Raw genomic sequence first — 17,174 nt, 5'->3', positions numbered from 1 at the left:
AAACAGATTAGTGTGCACTTAACTTTGCATTAGCATCATTATAGATCGCCAGTTTATCCACCATTTTTTTACTGGAGGCATTTAAGCCTCTGACTGTGACCTTATTATGGTTTTCCCGGTATTTGATGACTACCTTGTCAATAGCACCAACAGCAGAATCATCCCAAATATGAGCATTTGAGAAGTCGATGATAATATGGGAATCTGTGGCCGTGAAATCAAAGGCATCAACGAATCCATCCACAGAGGCAAAGAACAGTTGTCCTTCCAATTCAAATACAATAGTATCGTTGTCTTGCCGCTTTAAAACTTTGATGTTGGATATCTTTGAGACAAAGAAGATTGCGCTTAAAATAACCCCGGCGATGACTCCTTTGGATAAGTCATGTGTGGCTACAACAATGATGACAGTGACCAGCATGACAGCCGCATCTGTTCTTGGTGCTTTTCTTAAATAGGCAAAGGAAGACCAGTCAAAGGTTCCGATCGATACCATGATCATGATACCTACCAAAACCGGCATCGGGATTTGTACCACCCAATCCCCTAGGACAAGAATAAGAAACATCAGGAACCCACCGGCAACCAATGTTGACAATCTGCTTCTTCCACCCGATTTTACGTTGATAACCGATTGTCCGATCATAGCGCATCCTGCCATACCACCGAAGAAGCCAGTTATCATATTGGCGACCCCCTGTCCTCTAGCTTCCCGATTCTTATCGCTCTCCGTACCGGTCATATCGTCGACAATAGAGGCGGTCAACAAAGATTCCAGTAGCCCTACAATCGCAAGTGCTATGGAATATGGAAATATGATCTGGAGGGTTTCAAAATTTAAGGGTACATCCGGAATAAAAAATGATGGCAACTCTTGTTTGATAATCCCCAAATCTCCAACTGTTCTTAGATCAATACCTGAGAGGATAGCCACCGCGGTTAATACAAGTATAGCAATGAGAGGCGCGGGGATCGCTCTGAAGATCAATGGAACAAGATACACAATTGCCAACGTGACCGCAACGAAAACGTATGTCATTACGGAAATCCCCCAAATGTGAGGAACTTGGGCCAAAAAAATCAGGATGGCCAAAGAATTCACAAAGCCAATCATGACGGGTCTCGGAATAAATTTCATCAGTTTGGCAATCTTGAAAACACCGAACAATAATTGAATAATTCCAGTTAATATGGTAGCCGCAAGCAAGTATTGAAGTCCATGTTCTTTGACCAACGGAACCATAAGTAGAGCCATAGCCCCGGTAGCTGCTGAAATCATTCCTGGACGTCCGCCGACAAAAGCAATGATGACTGCAATACAAAAAGAGGCATAAAGGCCAACCATAGGGTCTACCCCGGCAATAATCGAGAATGCGATAGCCTCAGGAATCAGTGCCAAAGCAACAACTATACCTGCCAGAACATCCCCCTTCACGTTAAAAAACCAGTTTCCTTTTAGTTTCTCAATCACTCTGTTCTCCACCTTTTAATTCTCGGTAATGCCAACCCAGGCATCAGGCCGATTTTTTCTACAAACAGTGTACCATCAACATTCCCTAAATGGAACCTTTTTGACACAAATAATTATGGTATGATAATTTTAGGTTTAGAAAGTAAAAAGGAGAGTACTTGATGCGTATAGGATACATGAGACCTTATCAGGATGATCTGAATTTAGAAAATCAAACTCAAATGCTGACCTCTTTCCCCTGCGATATTATTGTTGTAGAGGAACATGCATCGGCAAAGCGTAGAACCAACCTAGATCATATGATGAGCACTTTAAAACCTAACGATACCATTGTCGTTTCTAAGCTATTTGCTTTTGCTGATTCCACTCGACATCTCGTGGAGCTTCTTGAAGTTCTCGATATGAAGCAGGCTTTTATTTATTCTCTAAAGGAGAATATCGATACGAACAAGATGAGGGGAGATTCTTTTAGTGATATCGTGAAACATTTGGTAGATTTCCAAAGTGATGTTATAAGCGAGAAAACTAAAAGAGGACTTTTTGAAGCAAAACAAAAGGGGAATGTTCCCGGTCGGCCAAGAAAAGCTGACGAAAACGTTGAAAAGGCCATACTTATGTATCAGTCTAAAAAATATACTCTTGCCGAAATAAAAGAAGAAACAGGAATCAGTAAATCCACCTTATATCGATATTTAGAGAACTAAAGTTAAAGGATGCATACCAATCGTGTTATGTATTAAGTGGTGTCGAGTTAATGTTTTTCGCTTTCCTTTCTTGTTATCAATTTACGCCTTAGTTTGGATGTGAGTCGCCAACCACAAGAGTTTTCTCGATTAAAGGACAGCTCATATGCAACTAGGATTCTTGCTAGTGTAGATGGATTCTGTTCCGTTCATTCAAATAAAATCTCATGACTTAAAATTACTGAGCCGGTGATGTGTATCGCAATTGTTATCTTCTCTTCTTTGCACACATATACCTTAGAACTTGGGTATTGAGGGTATCATCTATGCATTTGCAACAAGGTTAGCTATTTCTCGGTATCCCCAACGGTTATATTAGCAATCAGACAACATCTTGCCTTCTAACGGCAATTGGAACAATTAGCTTTAATTATTTAGAGGGACAGGAATTCACCTGTCCCTCCTCTTATTTGGATGATCTTATGAAATGTCATGCTGATGCACTTCAATTTCACTTCAGTTGATGGTTTCCTTCAGCAGACATGGCTACTGCTTTTGTTGCATGTACAGTACCATACGGATGCTCTGGTGGAGCATAGATAACATATACTTTGAGTGGTGTATTACCCATATTGGTTACATTGTGCCATTTTCCAGCAGGAATTATAATTGCAAAATCTTTATAGGCCATTTCTTGACAATCTAATTTATCTTTACTATCACCCATTTGAACGAGTCCCTGGCCCTCTTCAATACGTATGAATTGATCAGTTGTAGGATGAACTTCCAAACCAATATCATCTCCAACATTTATACTCATTAGGGTCACTTGAAAGTGTTTTCCTGTCCATAAAGCGGTCCGGTAAGTATTGTTTTGCTTAGTAGCTTGGTCAATATTCACCACAAATGGTTTTGGTCCATAATCAGTTAACTTAATATTTCCAAAATAAGTATTGCAGTTGTTACTGTTCCAATTGTAATAATAAGGATTCCAATTGATGTTATTGCTGTTGTTGTGCATAGGATGATGCCATTGATTGTATGAATTACGGTACATATTCATTTTCCTCCCAAGATTTCACCTTTTCCTTATATCCTATGCAGTTGCCTATCTAAAGGATTGAAAAATGGGCTTGGGCTGAGCATAGCTCATTCAAGTACAATTTTAATATAATTAGAATTAGTTCAGAAAACCACTATAGTTCAGCAAATAAAGAAATACCAAGATGATACTTTTTCAAAAACGACCTATTTCTAAAATGAAACATTGCTGAAGAAACTCAAATCAATGATACTTACATATCAATTAGCTCTAATGATGAGTCCAAATGTTATATTTAAGATTGGGTTCTAGGTGCGAACGTAGATAACTATATCGTTTCTGCAATAAATCAAGGCGATTAAACCTTAATATCAATCTTTTCATTGGAGGATAGGAATCTCTCGATATATATTCACCGTGATTATTGTGACAGAGGCATTGGTAGCTCCCTCCTACGCACTTTAGAAATCAAAGATAAATAACCGTAGGCTTAGAATCTTACACTCTCCACGTTTCAACTTCATTTACGTAGGAACCTATTAATACTTTGTACGACATATCTAGCATCAGCACCTACACCACGAATGGTGGCTGACGCAAATGAACGTTGGTTAGATAGGCCGACATAATATAACCCTGGAATTGTTCTACTCACTCCGGCAATATGGAGCGGTCTGCCATTAGAATCAAGTCCGTCTGTATGGTTAAGAAACAGCATATTTGGGCGAAACCCCGTTGCGAATATCACACTGTTTACGGGCTCCCTTTGCCCATTTGTCCAAACGACACCCTCTGGATAAAAACCCGTAAACATTTGTCTTTGATCCGGATTGCCTTTTCTAATTTTCTTACGATATCCACCAAGGTCTAAGACTGAAATGGGGTTTGGGGGCTCTTTGCCGATTCGATAAAAAAGGAAACGCGTCAATCCCTGTTATTTTCAACCAAAAGTGAAGATCAAGTCCTAAAAATCGCTGCTGAGTAAATTGAACTGGATTTTGAACAGCTAATGAGACTTTGGCATGATCAGCTAGTTCTACTGCAATTTGTACAGCCGAATTTCCTCGTCCGACAACAATAACCCGCTGTTGTAGGAATGGTTCCGGGTTCTTGAACTCGGATGAGTGAAGAATTTTCCCTTGAAAAAGTTCTGATCCTGGAATGTAGGGAATATATGGGCGATTAAAGGAACCAGATGCGCAAATAATCGTTCTTGCTAGAAATCTACTCCCCGATCCTGTAATTACATCAAAACCGCCGTTCACGATTTCGATACGTTCCACCCTGCTATTCAAGTTGAGTGGAAGTTCGAATTTCTCTGCATATTGCAGCAGATAGGATATAACCTCATCTCGTACCGGGTACTGGTTTGGATCTTTCGGGAAAGGGACCCCGGCAATGAAGAATATCTGGCAGGTGAAAACAACTTTAAGCTGTCATAATATTGCGGCCATGATCCCGTCGGTTGGTCACTGGCTTCCAAAATAGCAAATTCTAGTCTAGCTTTTTGCAAATGGTACCCAGAGGCGAGTCCTGCCTGGCCACCCCCGATGACTACTGTATCCAAGAACTTCGTCATGATATATCTCGCCTTTCTCTTTATATGAAAATGCGGTTAGCAGCAGTTATTTTTATTTAATGCATTGATTAATAGTACCAAGCTCTCAGCAACCTGTTCCCTCTTGTCCTCCGGGATATCATTCATAACATTCTCGAAGTATAAATCAAGAACAGAATTAATTCTCTCATTAAGCATCTGACCATTTTTTGAAAGCATTAGCTTCACATAACGTCTATTTTCCGGATCTGTGACTCTCTCTACCAATTCATCCGTTACAAGATTGTTTACCGTCCTACTCATTGTGCTTTTATCAAGATTGAGTAAATTTGCAAGATCAATAAGTGAAATTTCACCAGCAAACCCAATTTCCAAAACGGCATGACATTGTCCGATGGTCGCACCACAGCAAATGAGTTTAGTTTTTTCCAAAGCGCCAATATTTTTATCTAAAACTCTGATTAAATTTCTTAGTAAATCAATGTTTTTCATTTGAATCACCTCAGTAATTAGTAGGTTAATATTATATATCCTTAACGCCTTTATACAGACAATACCCTACCTTACCATCTAAGATGGCTTTAAAGAAAATCTTTTCGTTTTCCATGGTCTTGAGCACACCTTTGATCCCTTGCTTTTGCAAAATGCGCTTCAATGTTACAAGCCTTTCTGGAAAAGTGAGAATTTTTGAATAATGAGAAACATCACGGTCTTTTCTGACTTTCCAGAATTTTTCTGGTTTTGACCACTCCTCATGCTACGCTATAATGTTAGCTACTCCTGCTTTTTGTAGCATTTTATTCCATTCATCAAGCTCTAATGGAGTGGTTCCATATCTTTCGGATAATTCATCCCTCTCAAATTCTGATATCTTCTTCATCCAGATTGATTCGTGGATAACTAAGGCACCTCCGGGTTTTACTACCCGCACCATTTCATTAAGAACCTTTTGTGAGTCATCCGGGATTCCGACCGCACATTCATTAATTACGACATCAAAGGTGTTATCATCAAAAGGTAACGCCTGAGAATCTCCTTGCCTAAAGGAAACGCTGTTTTCCATACCGGCTAATTTAGCTTTGTTACTCGCTGATTTGATCATTTTTTCAGATATGTCTATTCCCGTCACCAGAACACCATATTTTTCTGCATAGAATATTGCTTGAGTCCCTCTCCCGCTGGATACATCTAAAACCTGCATACCCTGCCTAAGACCTGCAATTTCTGCAGTTCGTTTGGTTAAATCAAATCCCCCGGGATGTAGGGTTTCAATTCCACTAATTTCAACTGCGTCCTCAATTGTTGGTTTATGAATTCCTTTTCTTTTCATCGTTTTATCTCCGCCTTCAGTACGCAAAAAATATTATTATTATTCAAAGTCCTAAAACGATAATGATCAGTTGTAGACACTCTTACCATTCCGGAAATTTTGTTATCTGTAGTGGAATTTTTATCTAGCAAACACAATGTAACATACAACTGTTGTTATTTGCAACATATATATATTTCTTTACCTACCTATACAAACTCATTAAGTCATGATCAGCAAAATACTTTTATTAAATGGATTTGAAAACAAAAAAGTCCGCCTTTTCGAAAGGAAGAACTTTTGTTGTAATTAGCTATTTAATTCTTCTTCGTATCCCTTATTTCGTTATAACCATTAAGGTTCTGAGTAGAAAACCCCACATAGCACACATAGCTTTGGTCAATGGATAACCAAATTTAAATATAATTTCAGTCAACAATTTTCATTCCTTTTCAATTCCAGTAACAATGAAAGGGTTTCACTGTATCTATGTCGAAATATTAGCTTAAATGTCTTATTTTTTGAAATAAAAATATGAATTTACAGGTGATAGTATGTTCTTATCAAAAATGACTATTGAAAATTTTAGAGGCATATCCTTAATGTCCCTCTCGTTCAACAAAGATATTAATATTTTGATTGGTGAGAACGGTTCATACAAATCAACAATTATTGATGCTATTCGATTATTGTATAACTTAGGAGAACCATTAAAAGAAATTATTATTAGAAACGAAGACTTTAATACGGATCTTGCCACAGGAGAGTCAAAAAATACAATCGCGATATCCTATGAGTTTAGAGGTCTGACTGAAGAGCAGAAAGGAGCTTTATACGAGTATCTAGTTATTGATCCACATGAAGATTATGCTCACATTAAAATTTCTTTTGATAAAAGAAAAGATAAACATCCAAAATTTGATTATTATACAGGTGCTTATCCGGGTCAAAAAGCCAGTGTAAATACTTTTGAGATATTCCAGCATTATTATTTAGGCGCCCTTAGAGATAGTACAAGCGACCTCCTCTCAGTAAAAAGAAATATGCTAGGACGTGTAATTAAAAGAAATATTGAGACAAATAACTCCGAACAAGAGTTTAAAGGAATTATAAGCCGAGCTAACAGTGAACTACTCCAACGAACTGAGGTAAGCACAACTAAAAGCAACATCAATACTAATCTCACAAAAATATATTCAACCTTATCACCAATCGGACTACATATTGAACAATCAAGACTAGATTTTATCGTAAATGTAATCAAACCTTATCTTCCGTTCAAAGCATCCCTTGAGGCGGATTCGGGATTGAATTTATTTCAAAATAGCTTGGGATATAACAACATAATTTACATCGCTACTGTACTTAGTGATATGAATGATCGAGTTGAAAAGGACTCCACAATTCACCATGCTTTATTAATTGAAGAGCCCGAGGCTCACCTACATCCTCAGTTACAGCTAAATCTATATAACTTTTTGAAAGAACAGATATGTAATGATAATTGTCAATTGTTTATAACAACGCACTCCCCTACCTTAACTTCAAAATCTGAGCTAGAAAAGCTATTTATTACTGAGTCAAATTCGTTTAAATGTGTTGGCGATTGTTTTGTAGATAGAGAGAATGAAAAGTTAGTCCAAAATAAAAAGACCTTAAATAATGATGATATCAAAAGCAAACGAAAAATGTTGGAAAGATACATTGATGTAACAAAGTCCCAGATGTTTTATGCTAAATCATTATTTTTAGTAGAGGGTATATCAGAAGAGTTATTACTATTTGCCTTCTCAAAATTAGAAAATTTCCGTTTTGAAGAATTGGATATTGAAGTGATTCAAACAGGAACATCATTTTATCCATTTCTCCTTCTATTTAATTCGACTAACCCTGCCAAAAAAATTAATAAAAGAGTTTCTGTCATAACAGATGATGATCGATTTACTGCTTCGAAAAATAGTGAATATTCATTCTACAAACTGATTGAAAACAATTACTCCAAACTTAATGAATTATATGACAATATTAAAGAAGGCGAAATTTCGACCAGAATTGGTAATTTAAATAATTACAAAAATAAACAAGAAAACATACAAATTTTTGTGGGATTTAAAACCTTTGAATTCGAGTTAACTATTTCTAATGTCGGTAGATTAAAAAATGATCTTCAAAACAATTGCCTATTTCAATTTATTAAGGAGCTCGATAATGAAAAATTTGAATTTATACAAGCGTATATTGATTTGTGTGATGACGTTTTAACTGAGGAACAGCAAAAGAAAATTGCTTTATTAGTTTGGAAGTCACTACCTGGAAAGTCAGAATTTTCACAGGATTTTTCGGAGTATTTATTAAATAATATTGCTTACGCAAGACTTAATTTTCAAGTTCCTTCATATATCAAAATGGGCTTTGAACATTTAAAGAAGGAAACATTATGATGGATTTCGTTATAACTGACCAACGTCAACGATACTTAGATAGTAGAGGTAAAGTCATTGTCAATGCCTGTCCCGGTAGTGGGAAAACTACTTCTGTCGCTTATAAACTCAAAAATTTACTTGAGTATTGGGATTTTAAGTATTCTGGAGTTGCTTGTATTTCATTTACGAATGTTGCTAAAGATGAAATAAATGAAAAATTCTATGATTTCACTGGGAAATCAATTAGCTATCCTCATTTAGTGAGCACAATTGATAGCTTTATTAATCAATATATCACTCTACCTCATTTTCATTTACTTGGTTATAAAACAAGACCAACTATCTTGGAGGATTATTCCTTGCTCGATTCTTTCTCACCATATGCTCTAAATAAATATAAAATTAATAATAGGCCTATTCTTTACATGTACAAACCTTCAAAAATTGATGTGGCAGCTGATGGAAGCTACTTATTTGATGGGAATAAGCCTAAGTTAATTGAAGAAAACCTAATAACTTTCAAAAATTATTGTGTTGCATTAAAGAGAATGCAATTTCAAAAAGGAATACTAAAAAATTCTGACTCACTCTATTTGGCACTAAAAATATTAAGAGAGAATCCTGGTGTAGCGAAACAACTAAGCTCAAGATTTCGGTATCTCATTATAGATGAAGCCCAAGATACTTCGGAAATCCAACATTTAATTATTAATGAATTGATAAATAATGGACTTGAACATGTTGAACTTATTGGAGATCCCTATCAATCCCTATACGAGTGGAGAGAAGCAAGGCCTGATTTATTTACCGATAAAACCAAGTCACCTGACTGGAACTTCTTAACGATGTCAGAATGCCGGCGCTCGGTTCTCCCGATTGTAAAAGCATATAGTATTTTCCGATTGAAAGAACATGACGATTTATATTCAAGCCAGTCAGATGTTGAACAAAGTCCGATACATCTTATTTACTATAATAAACTTAATGATCTTGTTTCAAAATACGAAGAGTTATCATCAAGGTTTAACAACAATATTGTTTTGGTTCGGGGGAAGACACTATTACAAGAACTAAAAGCAATGCCGAATGATAAGAACCATTGGAGTGAATCACCGTTTTCACCAATTCACTTTATACACGCTAAGTCTGATATGGAACATGGACAAACCAAGGAAGCGATTAAACGAATCTACAAACTTATTCCCGTGCTTTTCGACCCCTCATTAAAAGAGAATCCGAGTAAAAAAAGAGAGTTTCTGGAGGCGAATAATGACAATTATGAACTTAAATCAAAGATAATATTGCTCATAAAAAATTTGCCAGTATTTGATCTTACATTGACAGAATGGACGCGTGATTTAAATGAGCTTTGCAAAAATATATTCGACCTTGCACAGTCACCTACTTTTATTTTAAAACAGGGAAAGTACAGACCTGATCATAACAAGAAAATTGAAGAAATGTATCAACAACCAGAAAATTTCTCAAAGGTAACTACAATCCATAAAGTGAAAGGAAAAACATTCGACTCAATAATGCTTGTTCTAAGTCCAAATAGTTCAGGTCAAAATATATCGCTAAATGATTTTAAAAAGCCCCTTCAAATGCCAGATGAAAAAAAACGCATGCTCTATGTTGCAATGTCACGTCCTAAATGGCAACTTGTTCTTGCTGTACCGAGTCAAAATAGGTTAACTGATGAACAAGAGATAAGAATGTTTGGAAGCAAACCTATTGTACATGTAATCTAATTAACACTCAATTGGCTATTCAACATTCTGAATTTCCTGAATTTTACAACACCCGTTCCGGATACAAATCCGGTTAGTTCGCTTAATTGGTAAGGTGTGATTAAATTCTCCCTCTGTTGTGAAAATTCTGAGGTACTATTTAAGAATCACCACATAATTCGTTTTTTTAGATTTCCCAACATAAAATCAAACGGCAATCGGACTATATTCTTGGCCTCTAACGGCAATAGGAACAGATTCTTGACAAAGCGTAATGACAAGAATCTGTTCCGATAAAATAAAAAAACCGCGATCTACGCGGATATTAATCGGAATATATTCTTGTCATCTTACAATTCCGAGTATATAACTCTCTTGTGAAGTTATTGGAATAATTAAATTCATTTAAAGTGACTAACTCCCCCTGATTCAAGATGTGTAACCACTTTTTTAGAACATCTACCTCTAATTGCAACCGACGCAGTTCTCGTTCTTGTTCGGTCTCAGTCCTGTGTGGATCTCCACGTCTATCCTTAAAGGCAGCTTGCCCTTTGACCTGATACTTCTTCACCCAAACTCTAACCCTATTCTTATCATGTATCTCTAAGTGTTCCGTAATCTTACGATAGCACCAGCCTTCCTCTACAAACAGTCGAACAGCTTCTACTTTCAGAGACTCCGGATAATGCTTAAACTTCTGACCTTTCTGTGCTGACATAAAAAATGCACCCCCTAGAATAGACATCGGATTTACCCAGGGGTTTTTCCGATGTCTATTCTAGGGGGTGCACTTCAAAATTCTCAAAAGTCTTTTTTCTCAATAAAAATGTTTCAGTACTCCATAGGCAGTTTGCCCTACGCCCCACTTTCCAAACCAATCTTGTAATTTCCGCTTACTGTAGCCGTATAGGCTGACTTTCGTATTAAGCTTACTCTTTTACAAAGATACGAGTTCCTTCAAGAATAATCTGATTTGTGTTCTCGTTAATCTCTGACATGCTATAGGCTATCTCAGAAGTGGGAAAAGGTTGTTCCTCATTTACACGAATAAAATCTCCATAAGATGTAAGTATATGTTTCACCTTATTTTTAATTTCTTGGTATTCCTCATCGGTTACATGAAAAGGATGTAAATTTTCGTATTGTGGCTGTGGCTCACCTTCTGTATCATGTTGCTCTACAGCAAAGCTTTTTGATATTGCGAAAGGAATTAATACTAAACATATGATGACAGAGCTCAGGAGAAGAATTCTTAATTTGTATTTATTCATGTTATTGAAAAATCACCCCCTACGTTATTATATTAATTATACAGGTTAATGTTAATTAATATACCCATTTCCTGTAATTGTAAAACTGTTCTCGTTGATGATAACTATAGCATAAGATTGATTTGAATCTAGTCCTTTAAATTTTATAGAAGTATTAGTACTTTTATACTCCCCGTTCAGATAATAATAATCCGTTTCTTGTTTATCACTCTTCAAGACATATGCAACATAGGGGGTTTTTCCATCTGGGTTCCATTGAGTTAACGTTACCGTGGCTGTCCCATTTGAATCTGGAATCTTGTATCAGACACCAAAAAGTTTTTGTTTGTTCCTTGCTTGGGCATATCTTTAAAAGAATAGACAAGTTTAGATGCAAATAGCTGAATGAAATCTATTTTATTTACATCTACTATTTCAGCTGGTTTTGCATTCTCGAGATTTTGGATTAATTCTTCTTCTGATACTCCAAGGAAATCAAGTAATTCTTGTGAGTAATGATGAGTTCCCTCGGGATCAATAGAAGGTTCCGCTGAAACGCTGATTGAAAAAGAACATACCATTACTACTAGCAATACTAATACAAGTGAAGATTTGAAAAATTTCATAATAACATCCTCCTATTTTTTGCATATATTTACTTCAGAGCCAACACAACCCTACTTTCCATAAAAATCTTATATATTCCATAATATAACATCGTAATATATATATATCAATCTAGTTATGTAGATAATTGTTACATTTAAGTGTATTCTCTATTACTATTACAAAATATAAATTTTTTTACTCATCCATCCTTTTCGGTCGTCTGCCATTTGACTTCATCCTCAATTTCAACCTTTTTTTTCAACGGGAGAGTTTGTATTCTCTTTTCAACTTTGGGTGTTTTTCAAGGATAGCCATCTGATTTCTTATCTCGTAATTTTCCCGTCCTGATACATTTGTCATCTCCGAATAAGGGACTGTCATCATGCTGGGATTACGCCTTAATGGATCAGCCAATTTTATAATTGTTGAAAAAAACTGCCTTGAAGGTTCATTTAGATTCTTTAAACGATTGTAAAACTCCACAATGCTTTCCAGGGTGCCCGTAAGTTCATCTGGACTCAGATTCCAATTTACAACGTTATTCATCTTGGTCGCTGTTTTGGGTTCGGAGCCGGTAGAAGCGGTAAGTACAAAATTGTTATCAGATCGATATTTCCCTTTAACAGGAGCAGGTATCTTTAAATACTTATACCGAAGATCGTGATGATTACTATCTAGTAAGTCGGATATTATAGAGTTACTGTAGAATTTAAATTCACATTGATGTGTCCTACAGAGTTTTTTGCACGCAGTGACTTCATCAGCTTGCGGATCGTAACTTAGAAATGAAATACATAACGCGCCTTCATTTAAATCAAGTTCTATTAGCTGCTTAACACTTTTCTTAAGATCCTCATACATTTTTCCTTTAGCCGTATCACCGGTAGATTGGATATAGACCATTGATTCATCGCTTCTTTCGCAGAATGCGTCAGGTGTCCCTTTTCGCGTTTTAAGCGTCTCCACAGTACCGCTTTGCGTAACATGACCCCAGTCACTATATAACCGTGGTAATAATTCTACTGAAAACTGTTGTAATTCTCCTGCGCTTAAACTACGCAGCATAACTTTTGTGTGATTCGCAGTCACGAATGATTGCTTCTTCCTCATAGTCATATTGTCGGAACAAAAGTCCTGTTAACACTTCAAGAAAGCAGTATCGATGATTATCACTAATCTCAGTGTATTGGAGCGCTCCTCGAGGTAATATCGGCGTTTTCCCTTGAAAAAGTTCTGATCCTGGAATGTAGGGAATATACGGACGATTAAAGGAACCAGATGCGCAAATAATCGTTCTTGCTAAAAATCTATTCCCTGATCCTGTTATTACATCAAAACCGCCGTTCACGACATCGATACGCATATATTCCTATACGGATTAGTGAAAACAAACCTCTTTTACTATACTTATATTTACTTATTTATTAATTAGTGATATAAATCAAAGTAAAAAGTATATACATGTTAGTAAATCTTTGTTAATTAATTAATAATACCTTATTGAAGGAGGAGAACAATTGAGTGAACAAGTACATATCTATCTACTGTTATCTATCGTCGGTGTATTGATGATTTCTGTTGTAGCTATCGTTGTCTTTCTTTTCTTCTTAGTAATCAAATTTAGAAGTAAAAAAAAGAAGTTTCCGAAAAAAAGTTTTTCTATCGCCTTTTTTGGTTTTATTTGTGTTATTTTATTTTATTATTTCCACTTCTACACTTTTATTTTATTACCAACTGGATATTTAAACCAGGTAGTCCTCTCTCCAGATAAGCAGCATGAGATACGAACTTACCACTACAAATCTCTATATAACAGAACTTCAAGAGCTGAATTAATAGAGATTCCAAGTGGGAAAAAACAAACTATTTACTTTAATGATTACGATTATAGCCCGTTTGTAGAATGGATTGATAACAATTCAGTTAAGATAGGTCGAGAAACATTAGATATCTCTAAAAAGGAAGTATATAATTTCCGCCTCAAAAAGAATATTATCAACTCTCTCCCTCCTCAAGCTTAGGACTTTTCTACCATCTTCATAACATCTACAATTTTCGACATTATTTTCCTATAAAGTGTATTAAAGTATTAATTGACAATAAACTAGGAGGGATTGAATGTTTCAATTAAAAAAGATCGTGCCCATGTTCTTAACAATTTTCTTGATTTTTACGAGTGTTGTGTCAGCCACAGAGAGTTCTATTACTTATAGTAAGGAATATAATGATTTTCATCGAATTCACTCCGTCATTGTTGAAAATGGTTGGGGTTACTTAAATGAAAAAAATCTACTACAAATTACTGCTACTGCAGACGATCTTACTATTACTAAGGAGGAATATTCAAAGTACTTAGCTGATATACAAAGTATTAATAATGTGGTTGAAGAGGGTGGAGCAATATTTGATCAAAACTTCAATTTTTATGTGCGTTCGCTTGAAGAATATAAGGAATTTAAGGATAATACCACTAGTGATAATCTAGATAACTTATTAATTCTTCGAAGTGATAATACTATTGTTCCTTTTAGTGATCCAGGCGCTCCACCTTTTAAAAATATGTATTCAATAGCAGGTATAAATAAAACAACGGTTCATAATTACTTTGCTGATATGTTAAATACGCTAATCTTATCCGGAATGCCTAACGCTGGTGCTATAGCTTATAGTAACACCGTCGGCTTTTTTGTTGATAAAGTTAAACCAGGAGGGGCATGGGATTATAAGATTGTCTCTGGTTGGGGTCCTTGGTATAACCAATTGGATTTGAACTTTCATTCAAGTCGTGAAATTCAAATCGCTGCTTATGCCGGAAACTATAATTATGGATTTGTAGGTCGAGAACTCTTTACCTTATCAGAATTGTTAGCTGCTGGGGATGGAATATCACTCATTACTCAACAAAAACTTGACGGTGAAGATGATAAAATTCCTATTAGACGGGGCTATAGCGAAAGTGCATACTATTAAATAACTAAAGTAATGACTGTCATATTAAAAATTGATGACAGTTATTACCTTTCTGCAGTAACACAAAATATGCGTATAAAGGATTCAGAATTAAACGTTGCAGCAAGAAAGTGAACCGATGTTATTTCAATTTTCACAAAAAATAATGGGCGTACGGGCCGCACCTCCGATCTTACGAATGGGAAGCCGCACCATGCAAGAAGGCAAAGACTTCATCAATAGCTATTAAAAAGACATGCAAGGGACTCCTTAATAATTGGAGTCCTTTCGCGTTCTGCTAGAATTCCTTTCCTAAACCAAAAAAGTTATTCATTGGTGGGCGACTCATACCGCCTTCATTGTAATCTTTGATATCCATTTCTTCTTGAAGCTTCGCTACATCTGAGTGCTTCATCACTGTCATTATAGTTCACTCCTATTCATTCCACCACTTGATGAAAGCAAAAAGTGCAAACAAAGAGATGAGTAAAATAACAGTTGTTCCTATAAAACCGGGTCCAAGAGTATTGGGATTAGTAAATTCGTCCCTTGGTCCTTTGAACTTCTTTATAATGTCCACGCTTTTCATTGCTCCTTTCCTTCACAACCAGGTATTCATTGTGATACGTCTGATTTAACGCTCCTATTCAAGCTAAATAACGAGAAATTTTCGCCTCATATCCTCTTTTAAGCTTTTATAAAACTCTTCTCTACTCAGACACTTTTGTAAAGATTTTCTTTCTTTATCATTAAGGACATAAACCATATATGCTACTTTTTCATCTGCTGAGCAAAGTGAATCTAATTCGCGTTTAAATATAGAAACCGATGCATTATCAGATTCCTTTATTTTAAGTTCAACAACAGACGCTACGTGTTCAATACTACTAAACAAACTGGTTCTTATAGTTAGCAATTCACTTTCTGTTAATTCAGATTCTAATAATTTAGGATTTAAATCTTTCTGAATGTTCATATTTTTAATCTCCTTTAGAACCGATTTGTTCTGTTAAAGATGTGTCTAATGCTCAATTTGAAAATTATTATTCATTCTGTAGTATTAGTAGAGTCATATATTTCTTTCATACGATCATATGTTACAATACGAACCTTATCCTTAAACCGAACCATAATTGCAATGATCAAAACCACTGTGATTATCAGTGAAAGCCAAGGAATTATTGAAAAAACAAACGTTAGCGCCAAGAAAAAAAGAATCGAAAGGCCAAATAGGAGGGACATTCCTTTTGACCAAAAATGATAAAAAAATGAGGTGCAGATAGGAAATAACCCATGTTCACGAGCAAAATCTTCAATGTGTTTTCCCCTTTGCCAGCGTTCATTAATGCTCATTTTGCACCTACCTTCTGTATGAACGGATATATTCACTAAGTATCATGGCCAATCTTCTTTAAATCATTTTTATAAGCTCACTGTGCTTGCTGTATTCTACCTTATCCCCCGCTACTCGAGCGGTAGATAAAACTGGCCCACACCGCGTCCATCGAGGATTCCAATGGTCTATGTTCTTGTCCACTTTTAAGTCGGTATATTTATTTAACTGATTCCTTTATAACACTCTAGTTCTCTTTAATAGTTCAATCCTACCGATGTTTTCATATTGTTCCTAACATATGGACTATTTCTGGTGTAAAATGGAATAGTCCATTAATAGCTTGAAAAAGAGGAGGGGTATAATACGTGAAAAGAATTCTTCTTCTCCTTACCTTTGTTGTACTTTTAAGCAGTTGCTCGAATATGTTTTATGATTACAGGGATGCCCAAAGTAACGATATAATCAAACTTCCACATGACTATCGCCTTTTTAGCAGCGATAGGGAAATGAATTATGTATCCAAGAAACAAGATAACTCTCCTACCGTCATTGAGCCTGATATCACTCAGATTGGCTGGAATAAGGGCTATATCGTGTATAAACGTTTTGAGGATGAGGATAAAAGTCAATGGGGTATTTTTAATATGGAGGATGGTACTAACCTAACGTACCCTTCTGAGACAGACTTGAATTATCGGTTAGAGGAACTGAAATTGGATTCTATTAAACTAAGTGATGTAAAAGATATTCTTCTCGAACAGGAAAAATAGTGATCGAGTTAACTGCATCCTTCCTTAAGACGATTCCCTTCTGC

Annotated in this window: 20 protein-coding genes; 6 read left to right on the top strand and 14 right to left on the bottom strand. The window is 35.9% G+C overall.

The features are described 5' to 3' along the window. Nucleotides 1–7: 7 nt before the first annotated feature. Nucleotides 8–1,471 carry a SulP family inorganic anion transporter gene (locus EJP82_RS06510; RefSeq protein WP_127191236.1) on the bottom strand — a complete coding sequence of 488 codons (1,464 nt, stop codon included), beginning with the start codon at nt 1,469–1,471 and terminating at the stop codon, nt 8–10. 161 nt (nt 1,472–1,632) lie between these two features. Here EJP82_RS06510 and EJP82_RS06505 point away from each other — a divergent pair, with 161 nt between their 5' ends. Next, nucleotides 1,633–2,175 (top strand): recombinase family protein, encoded by a 543-nt coding sequence (locus EJP82_RS06505; RefSeq protein ID WP_127191451.1) that lies wholly within the window; start codon nt 1,633–1,635, stop codon nt 2,173–2,175. Between the two features lie 490 nt (nt 2,176–2,665). Here the strand turns inward: EJP82_RS06505 and EJP82_RS06500 are convergent, their stop codons facing one another. The 6 genes from EJP82_RS06500 to EJP82_RS06485 all read right to left on the bottom strand — a co-directional run bounded on the left by EJP82_RS06500 (nt 2,666) and on the right by EJP82_RS06485 (nt 6,084). Beyond that, nucleotides 2,666–3,211, bottom strand: a complete 546-nt coding sequence (locus EJP82_RS06500) for a cupin domain-containing protein (RefSeq protein ID WP_127191235.1) — start codon at nt 3,209–3,211, stop codon at nt 2,666–2,668. 505 nt (nt 3,212–3,716) lie between these two features. Continuing rightward, the gene (locus EJP82_RS28715; protein WP_341189641.1) at nt 3,717–4,010 is read right to left on the bottom strand and encodes an NAD(P)/FAD-dependent oxidoreductase; all 294 of its coding nucleotides are present in this window, start codon (nt 4,008–4,010) and stop codon (nt 3,717–3,719) included. Nucleotides 4,011–4,044: 34 nt separating this feature from the next. Beyond that, entirely contained in the window at nt 4,045–4,530 is a 486-nt protein-coding gene (locus EJP82_RS28710) for an NAD(P)-binding domain-containing protein (RefSeq protein WP_342773677.1), read from the bottom strand. Continuing rightward, entirely contained in the window at nt 4,488–4,775 is a 288-nt protein-coding gene (locus EJP82_RS28705; protein WP_341189642.1) for an NAD(P)-binding domain-containing protein, read from the bottom strand. The genes EJP82_RS28710 and EJP82_RS28705 overlap by 43 nt, the downstream gene beginning before the upstream one ends. A gap of 36 nt (nt 4,776–4,811) precedes the next feature. Next, entirely contained in the window at nt 4,812–5,246 is a 435-nt protein-coding gene (locus EJP82_RS06490; RefSeq protein WP_127191234.1) for a MarR family winged helix-turn-helix transcriptional regulator, read from the bottom strand. Between the two features lie 265 nt (nt 5,247–5,511). After that, nucleotides 5,512–6,084 (bottom strand): class I SAM-dependent methyltransferase, encoded by a 573-nt coding sequence (locus tag EJP82_RS06485; RefSeq protein ID WP_127191233.1) that lies wholly within the window; start codon nt 6,082–6,084, stop codon nt 5,512–5,514. Between the two features lie 533 nt (nt 6,085–6,617). On the opposite strand from EJP82_RS06485, the gene EJP82_RS06480 reads away from it, so the two are divergent. Further along, nucleotides 6,618–8,504 (top strand): ATP-dependent nuclease, encoded by a 1,887-nt coding sequence (locus EJP82_RS06480; RefSeq protein WP_127191232.1) that lies wholly within the window; start codon nt 6,618–6,620, stop codon nt 8,502–8,504. Beyond that, nucleotides 8,501–10,237: an ATP-dependent helicase gene (locus tag EJP82_RS06475; RefSeq protein WP_127191231.1), complete on the top strand. Its 1,737-nt coding sequence runs from the start codon at nt 8,501–8,503 to the stop codon at nt 10,235–10,237. Before EJP82_RS06480 ends, EJP82_RS06475 begins: the two co-directional genes overlap by 4 nt. A gap of 304 nt (nt 10,238–10,541) precedes the next feature. On the opposite strand, the gene EJP82_RS06470 is transcribed toward EJP82_RS06475, so the two are convergent. The 4 genes from EJP82_RS06470 to EJP82_RS06455 all read right to left on the bottom strand — a co-directional run bounded on the left by EJP82_RS06470 (nt 10,542) and on the right by EJP82_RS06455 (nt 13,164). Next, entirely contained in the window at nt 10,542–10,934 is a 393-nt protein-coding gene (locus EJP82_RS06470) for a transposase (RefSeq protein ID WP_127191230.1), read from the bottom strand. A gap of 211 nt (nt 10,935–11,145) precedes the next feature. After that, the gene (locus EJP82_RS06465) at nt 11,146–11,487 is read right to left on the bottom strand and encodes a hypothetical protein (RefSeq protein ID WP_127191229.1); all 342 of its coding nucleotides are present in this window, start codon (nt 11,485–11,487) and stop codon (nt 11,146–11,148) included. 266 nt (nt 11,488–11,753) lie between these two features. After that, nucleotides 11,754–12,092, bottom strand: coding sequence for a hypothetical protein (locus EJP82_RS06460; protein WP_127191228.1), 339 nt, complete (start codon nt 12,090–12,092; stop codon nt 11,754–11,756). A gap of 241 nt (nt 12,093–12,333) precedes the next feature. Then, entirely contained in the window at nt 12,334–13,164 is an 831-nt protein-coding gene (locus EJP82_RS06455) for a hypothetical protein (RefSeq protein WP_127191227.1), read from the bottom strand. A 428-nt stretch (nt 13,165–13,592) separates the two neighbouring features. On the opposite strand from EJP82_RS06455, the gene EJP82_RS06450 reads away from it, so the two are divergent. Together EJP82_RS06450 and EJP82_RS06445 are read left to right on the top strand one after the other, a co-directional pair. Continuing rightward, entirely contained in the window at nt 13,593–14,096 is a 504-nt protein-coding gene (locus EJP82_RS06450; RefSeq protein WP_127191226.1) for a DUF5412 family protein, read from the top strand. Nucleotides 14,097–14,193: 97 nt separating this feature from the next. Beyond that, nucleotides 14,194–15,045, top strand: coding sequence for a polymorphic toxin type 44 domain-containing protein (locus tag EJP82_RS06445; protein WP_127191225.1), 852 nt, complete (start codon nt 14,194–14,196; stop codon nt 15,043–15,045). A gap of 277 nt (nt 15,046–15,322) precedes the next feature. Here the strand turns inward: EJP82_RS06445 and EJP82_RS28620 are convergent, their stop codons facing one another. From EJP82_RS28620 to EJP82_RS06435, 3 genes are all read right to left on the bottom strand, one after another. Further along, entirely contained in the window at nt 15,323–15,448 is a 126-nt protein-coding gene (locus EJP82_RS28620; RefSeq protein ID WP_281278185.1) for a hypothetical protein, read from the bottom strand. 228 nt (nt 15,449–15,676) lie between these two features. Next, nucleotides 15,677–16,000, bottom strand: a complete 324-nt coding sequence (locus EJP82_RS06440) for a hypothetical protein (RefSeq protein WP_127191224.1) — start codon at nt 15,998–16,000, stop codon at nt 15,677–15,679. 71 nt (nt 16,001–16,071) lie between these two features. Beyond that, entirely contained in the window at nt 16,072–16,377 is a 306-nt protein-coding gene (locus tag EJP82_RS06435) for a hypothetical protein (protein WP_127191223.1), read from the bottom strand. A 348-nt stretch (nt 16,378–16,725) separates the two neighbouring features. On the opposite strand from EJP82_RS06435, the gene EJP82_RS06430 reads away from it, so the two are divergent. Then, nucleotides 16,726–17,130: a lipoprotein gene (locus tag EJP82_RS06430; RefSeq protein ID WP_127191222.1), complete on the top strand. Its 405-nt coding sequence runs from the start codon at nt 16,726–16,728 to the stop codon at nt 17,128–17,130. Nucleotides 17,131–17,174 lie beyond the last annotated feature (44 nt).

The sequence above is a fragment of the Paenibacillus anaericanus genome, assembly GCF_003994475.1.
In the GTDB taxonomy this organism is placed as follows: Bacteria; Bacillota; Bacilli; order Paenibacillales; family Paenibacillaceae; genus Fontibacillus; species Fontibacillus anaericanus.
Note: the sequence above shows the minus strand (reverse complement) of the source record. Positions and strands in the feature narration are given on the sequence as shown.

What these genes read in the sequence shown, in the direction of transcription:
- EJP82_RS28705 (WP_341189642.1), bottom strand. Translation starts at nt 4,775, where the DNA reads ATGACGAAGTTCTTGGATACAGTAGTCATCGGGGGTGGCCAGGCAGGA.
- EJP82_RS06505 (WP_127191451.1), top strand. Translation starts at nt 1,633, where the DNA reads ATGCGTATAGGATACATGAGACCTTATCAGGATGATCTGAATTTAGAA.
- EJP82_RS06485 (WP_127191233.1), bottom strand. Translation starts at nt 6,084, where the DNA reads ATGAAAAGAAAAGGAATTCATAAACCAACAATTGAGGACGCAGTTGAA.
- EJP82_RS06460 (WP_127191228.1), bottom strand. Translation starts at nt 12,092, where the DNA reads ATGAAATTTTTCAAATCTTCACTTGTATTAGTATTGCTAGTAGTAATG.
- EJP82_RS06435 (WP_127191223.1), bottom strand. Translation starts at nt 16,377, where the DNA reads ATGAGCATTAATGAACGCTGGCAAAGGGGAAAACACATTGAAGATTTT.
- EJP82_RS06465 (WP_127191229.1), bottom strand. Translation starts at nt 11,487, where the DNA reads ATGAATAAATACAAATTAAGAATTCTTCTCCTGAGCTCTGTCATCATA.
- EJP82_RS06500 (WP_127191235.1), bottom strand. Translation starts at nt 3,211, where the DNA reads ATGTACCGTAATTCATACAATCAATGGCATCATCCTATGCACAACAAC.
- EJP82_RS28620 (WP_281278185.1), bottom strand. Translation starts at nt 15,448, where the DNA reads ATGACAGTGATGAAGCACTCAGATGTAGCGAAGCTTCAAGAAGAAATG.
- EJP82_RS06480 (WP_127191232.1), top strand. Translation starts at nt 6,618, where the DNA reads ATGTTCTTATCAAAAATGACTATTGAAAATTTTAGAGGCATATCCTTA.
- EJP82_RS06490 (WP_127191234.1), bottom strand. Translation starts at nt 5,246, where the DNA reads ATGAAAAACATTGATTTACTAAGAAATTTAATCAGAGTTTTAGATAAA.
- EJP82_RS28715 (WP_341189641.1), bottom strand. Translation starts at nt 4,010, where the DNA reads ATGTTTACGGGTTTTTATCCAGAGGGTGTCGTTTGGACAAATGGGCAA.
- EJP82_RS06470 (WP_127191230.1), bottom strand. Translation starts at nt 10,934, where the DNA reads ATGTCAGCACAGAAAGGTCAGAAGTTTAAGCATTATCCGGAGTCTCTG.
- EJP82_RS06445 (WP_127191225.1), top strand. Translation starts at nt 14,194, where the DNA reads ATGTTTCAATTAAAAAAGATCGTGCCCATGTTCTTAACAATTTTCTTG.
- EJP82_RS06440 (WP_127191224.1), bottom strand. Translation starts at nt 16,000, where the DNA reads ATGAACATTCAGAAAGATTTAAATCCTAAATTATTAGAATCTGAATTA.
- EJP82_RS06475 (WP_127191231.1), top strand. Translation starts at nt 8,501, where the DNA reads ATGATGGATTTCGTTATAACTGACCAACGTCAACGATACTTAGATAGT.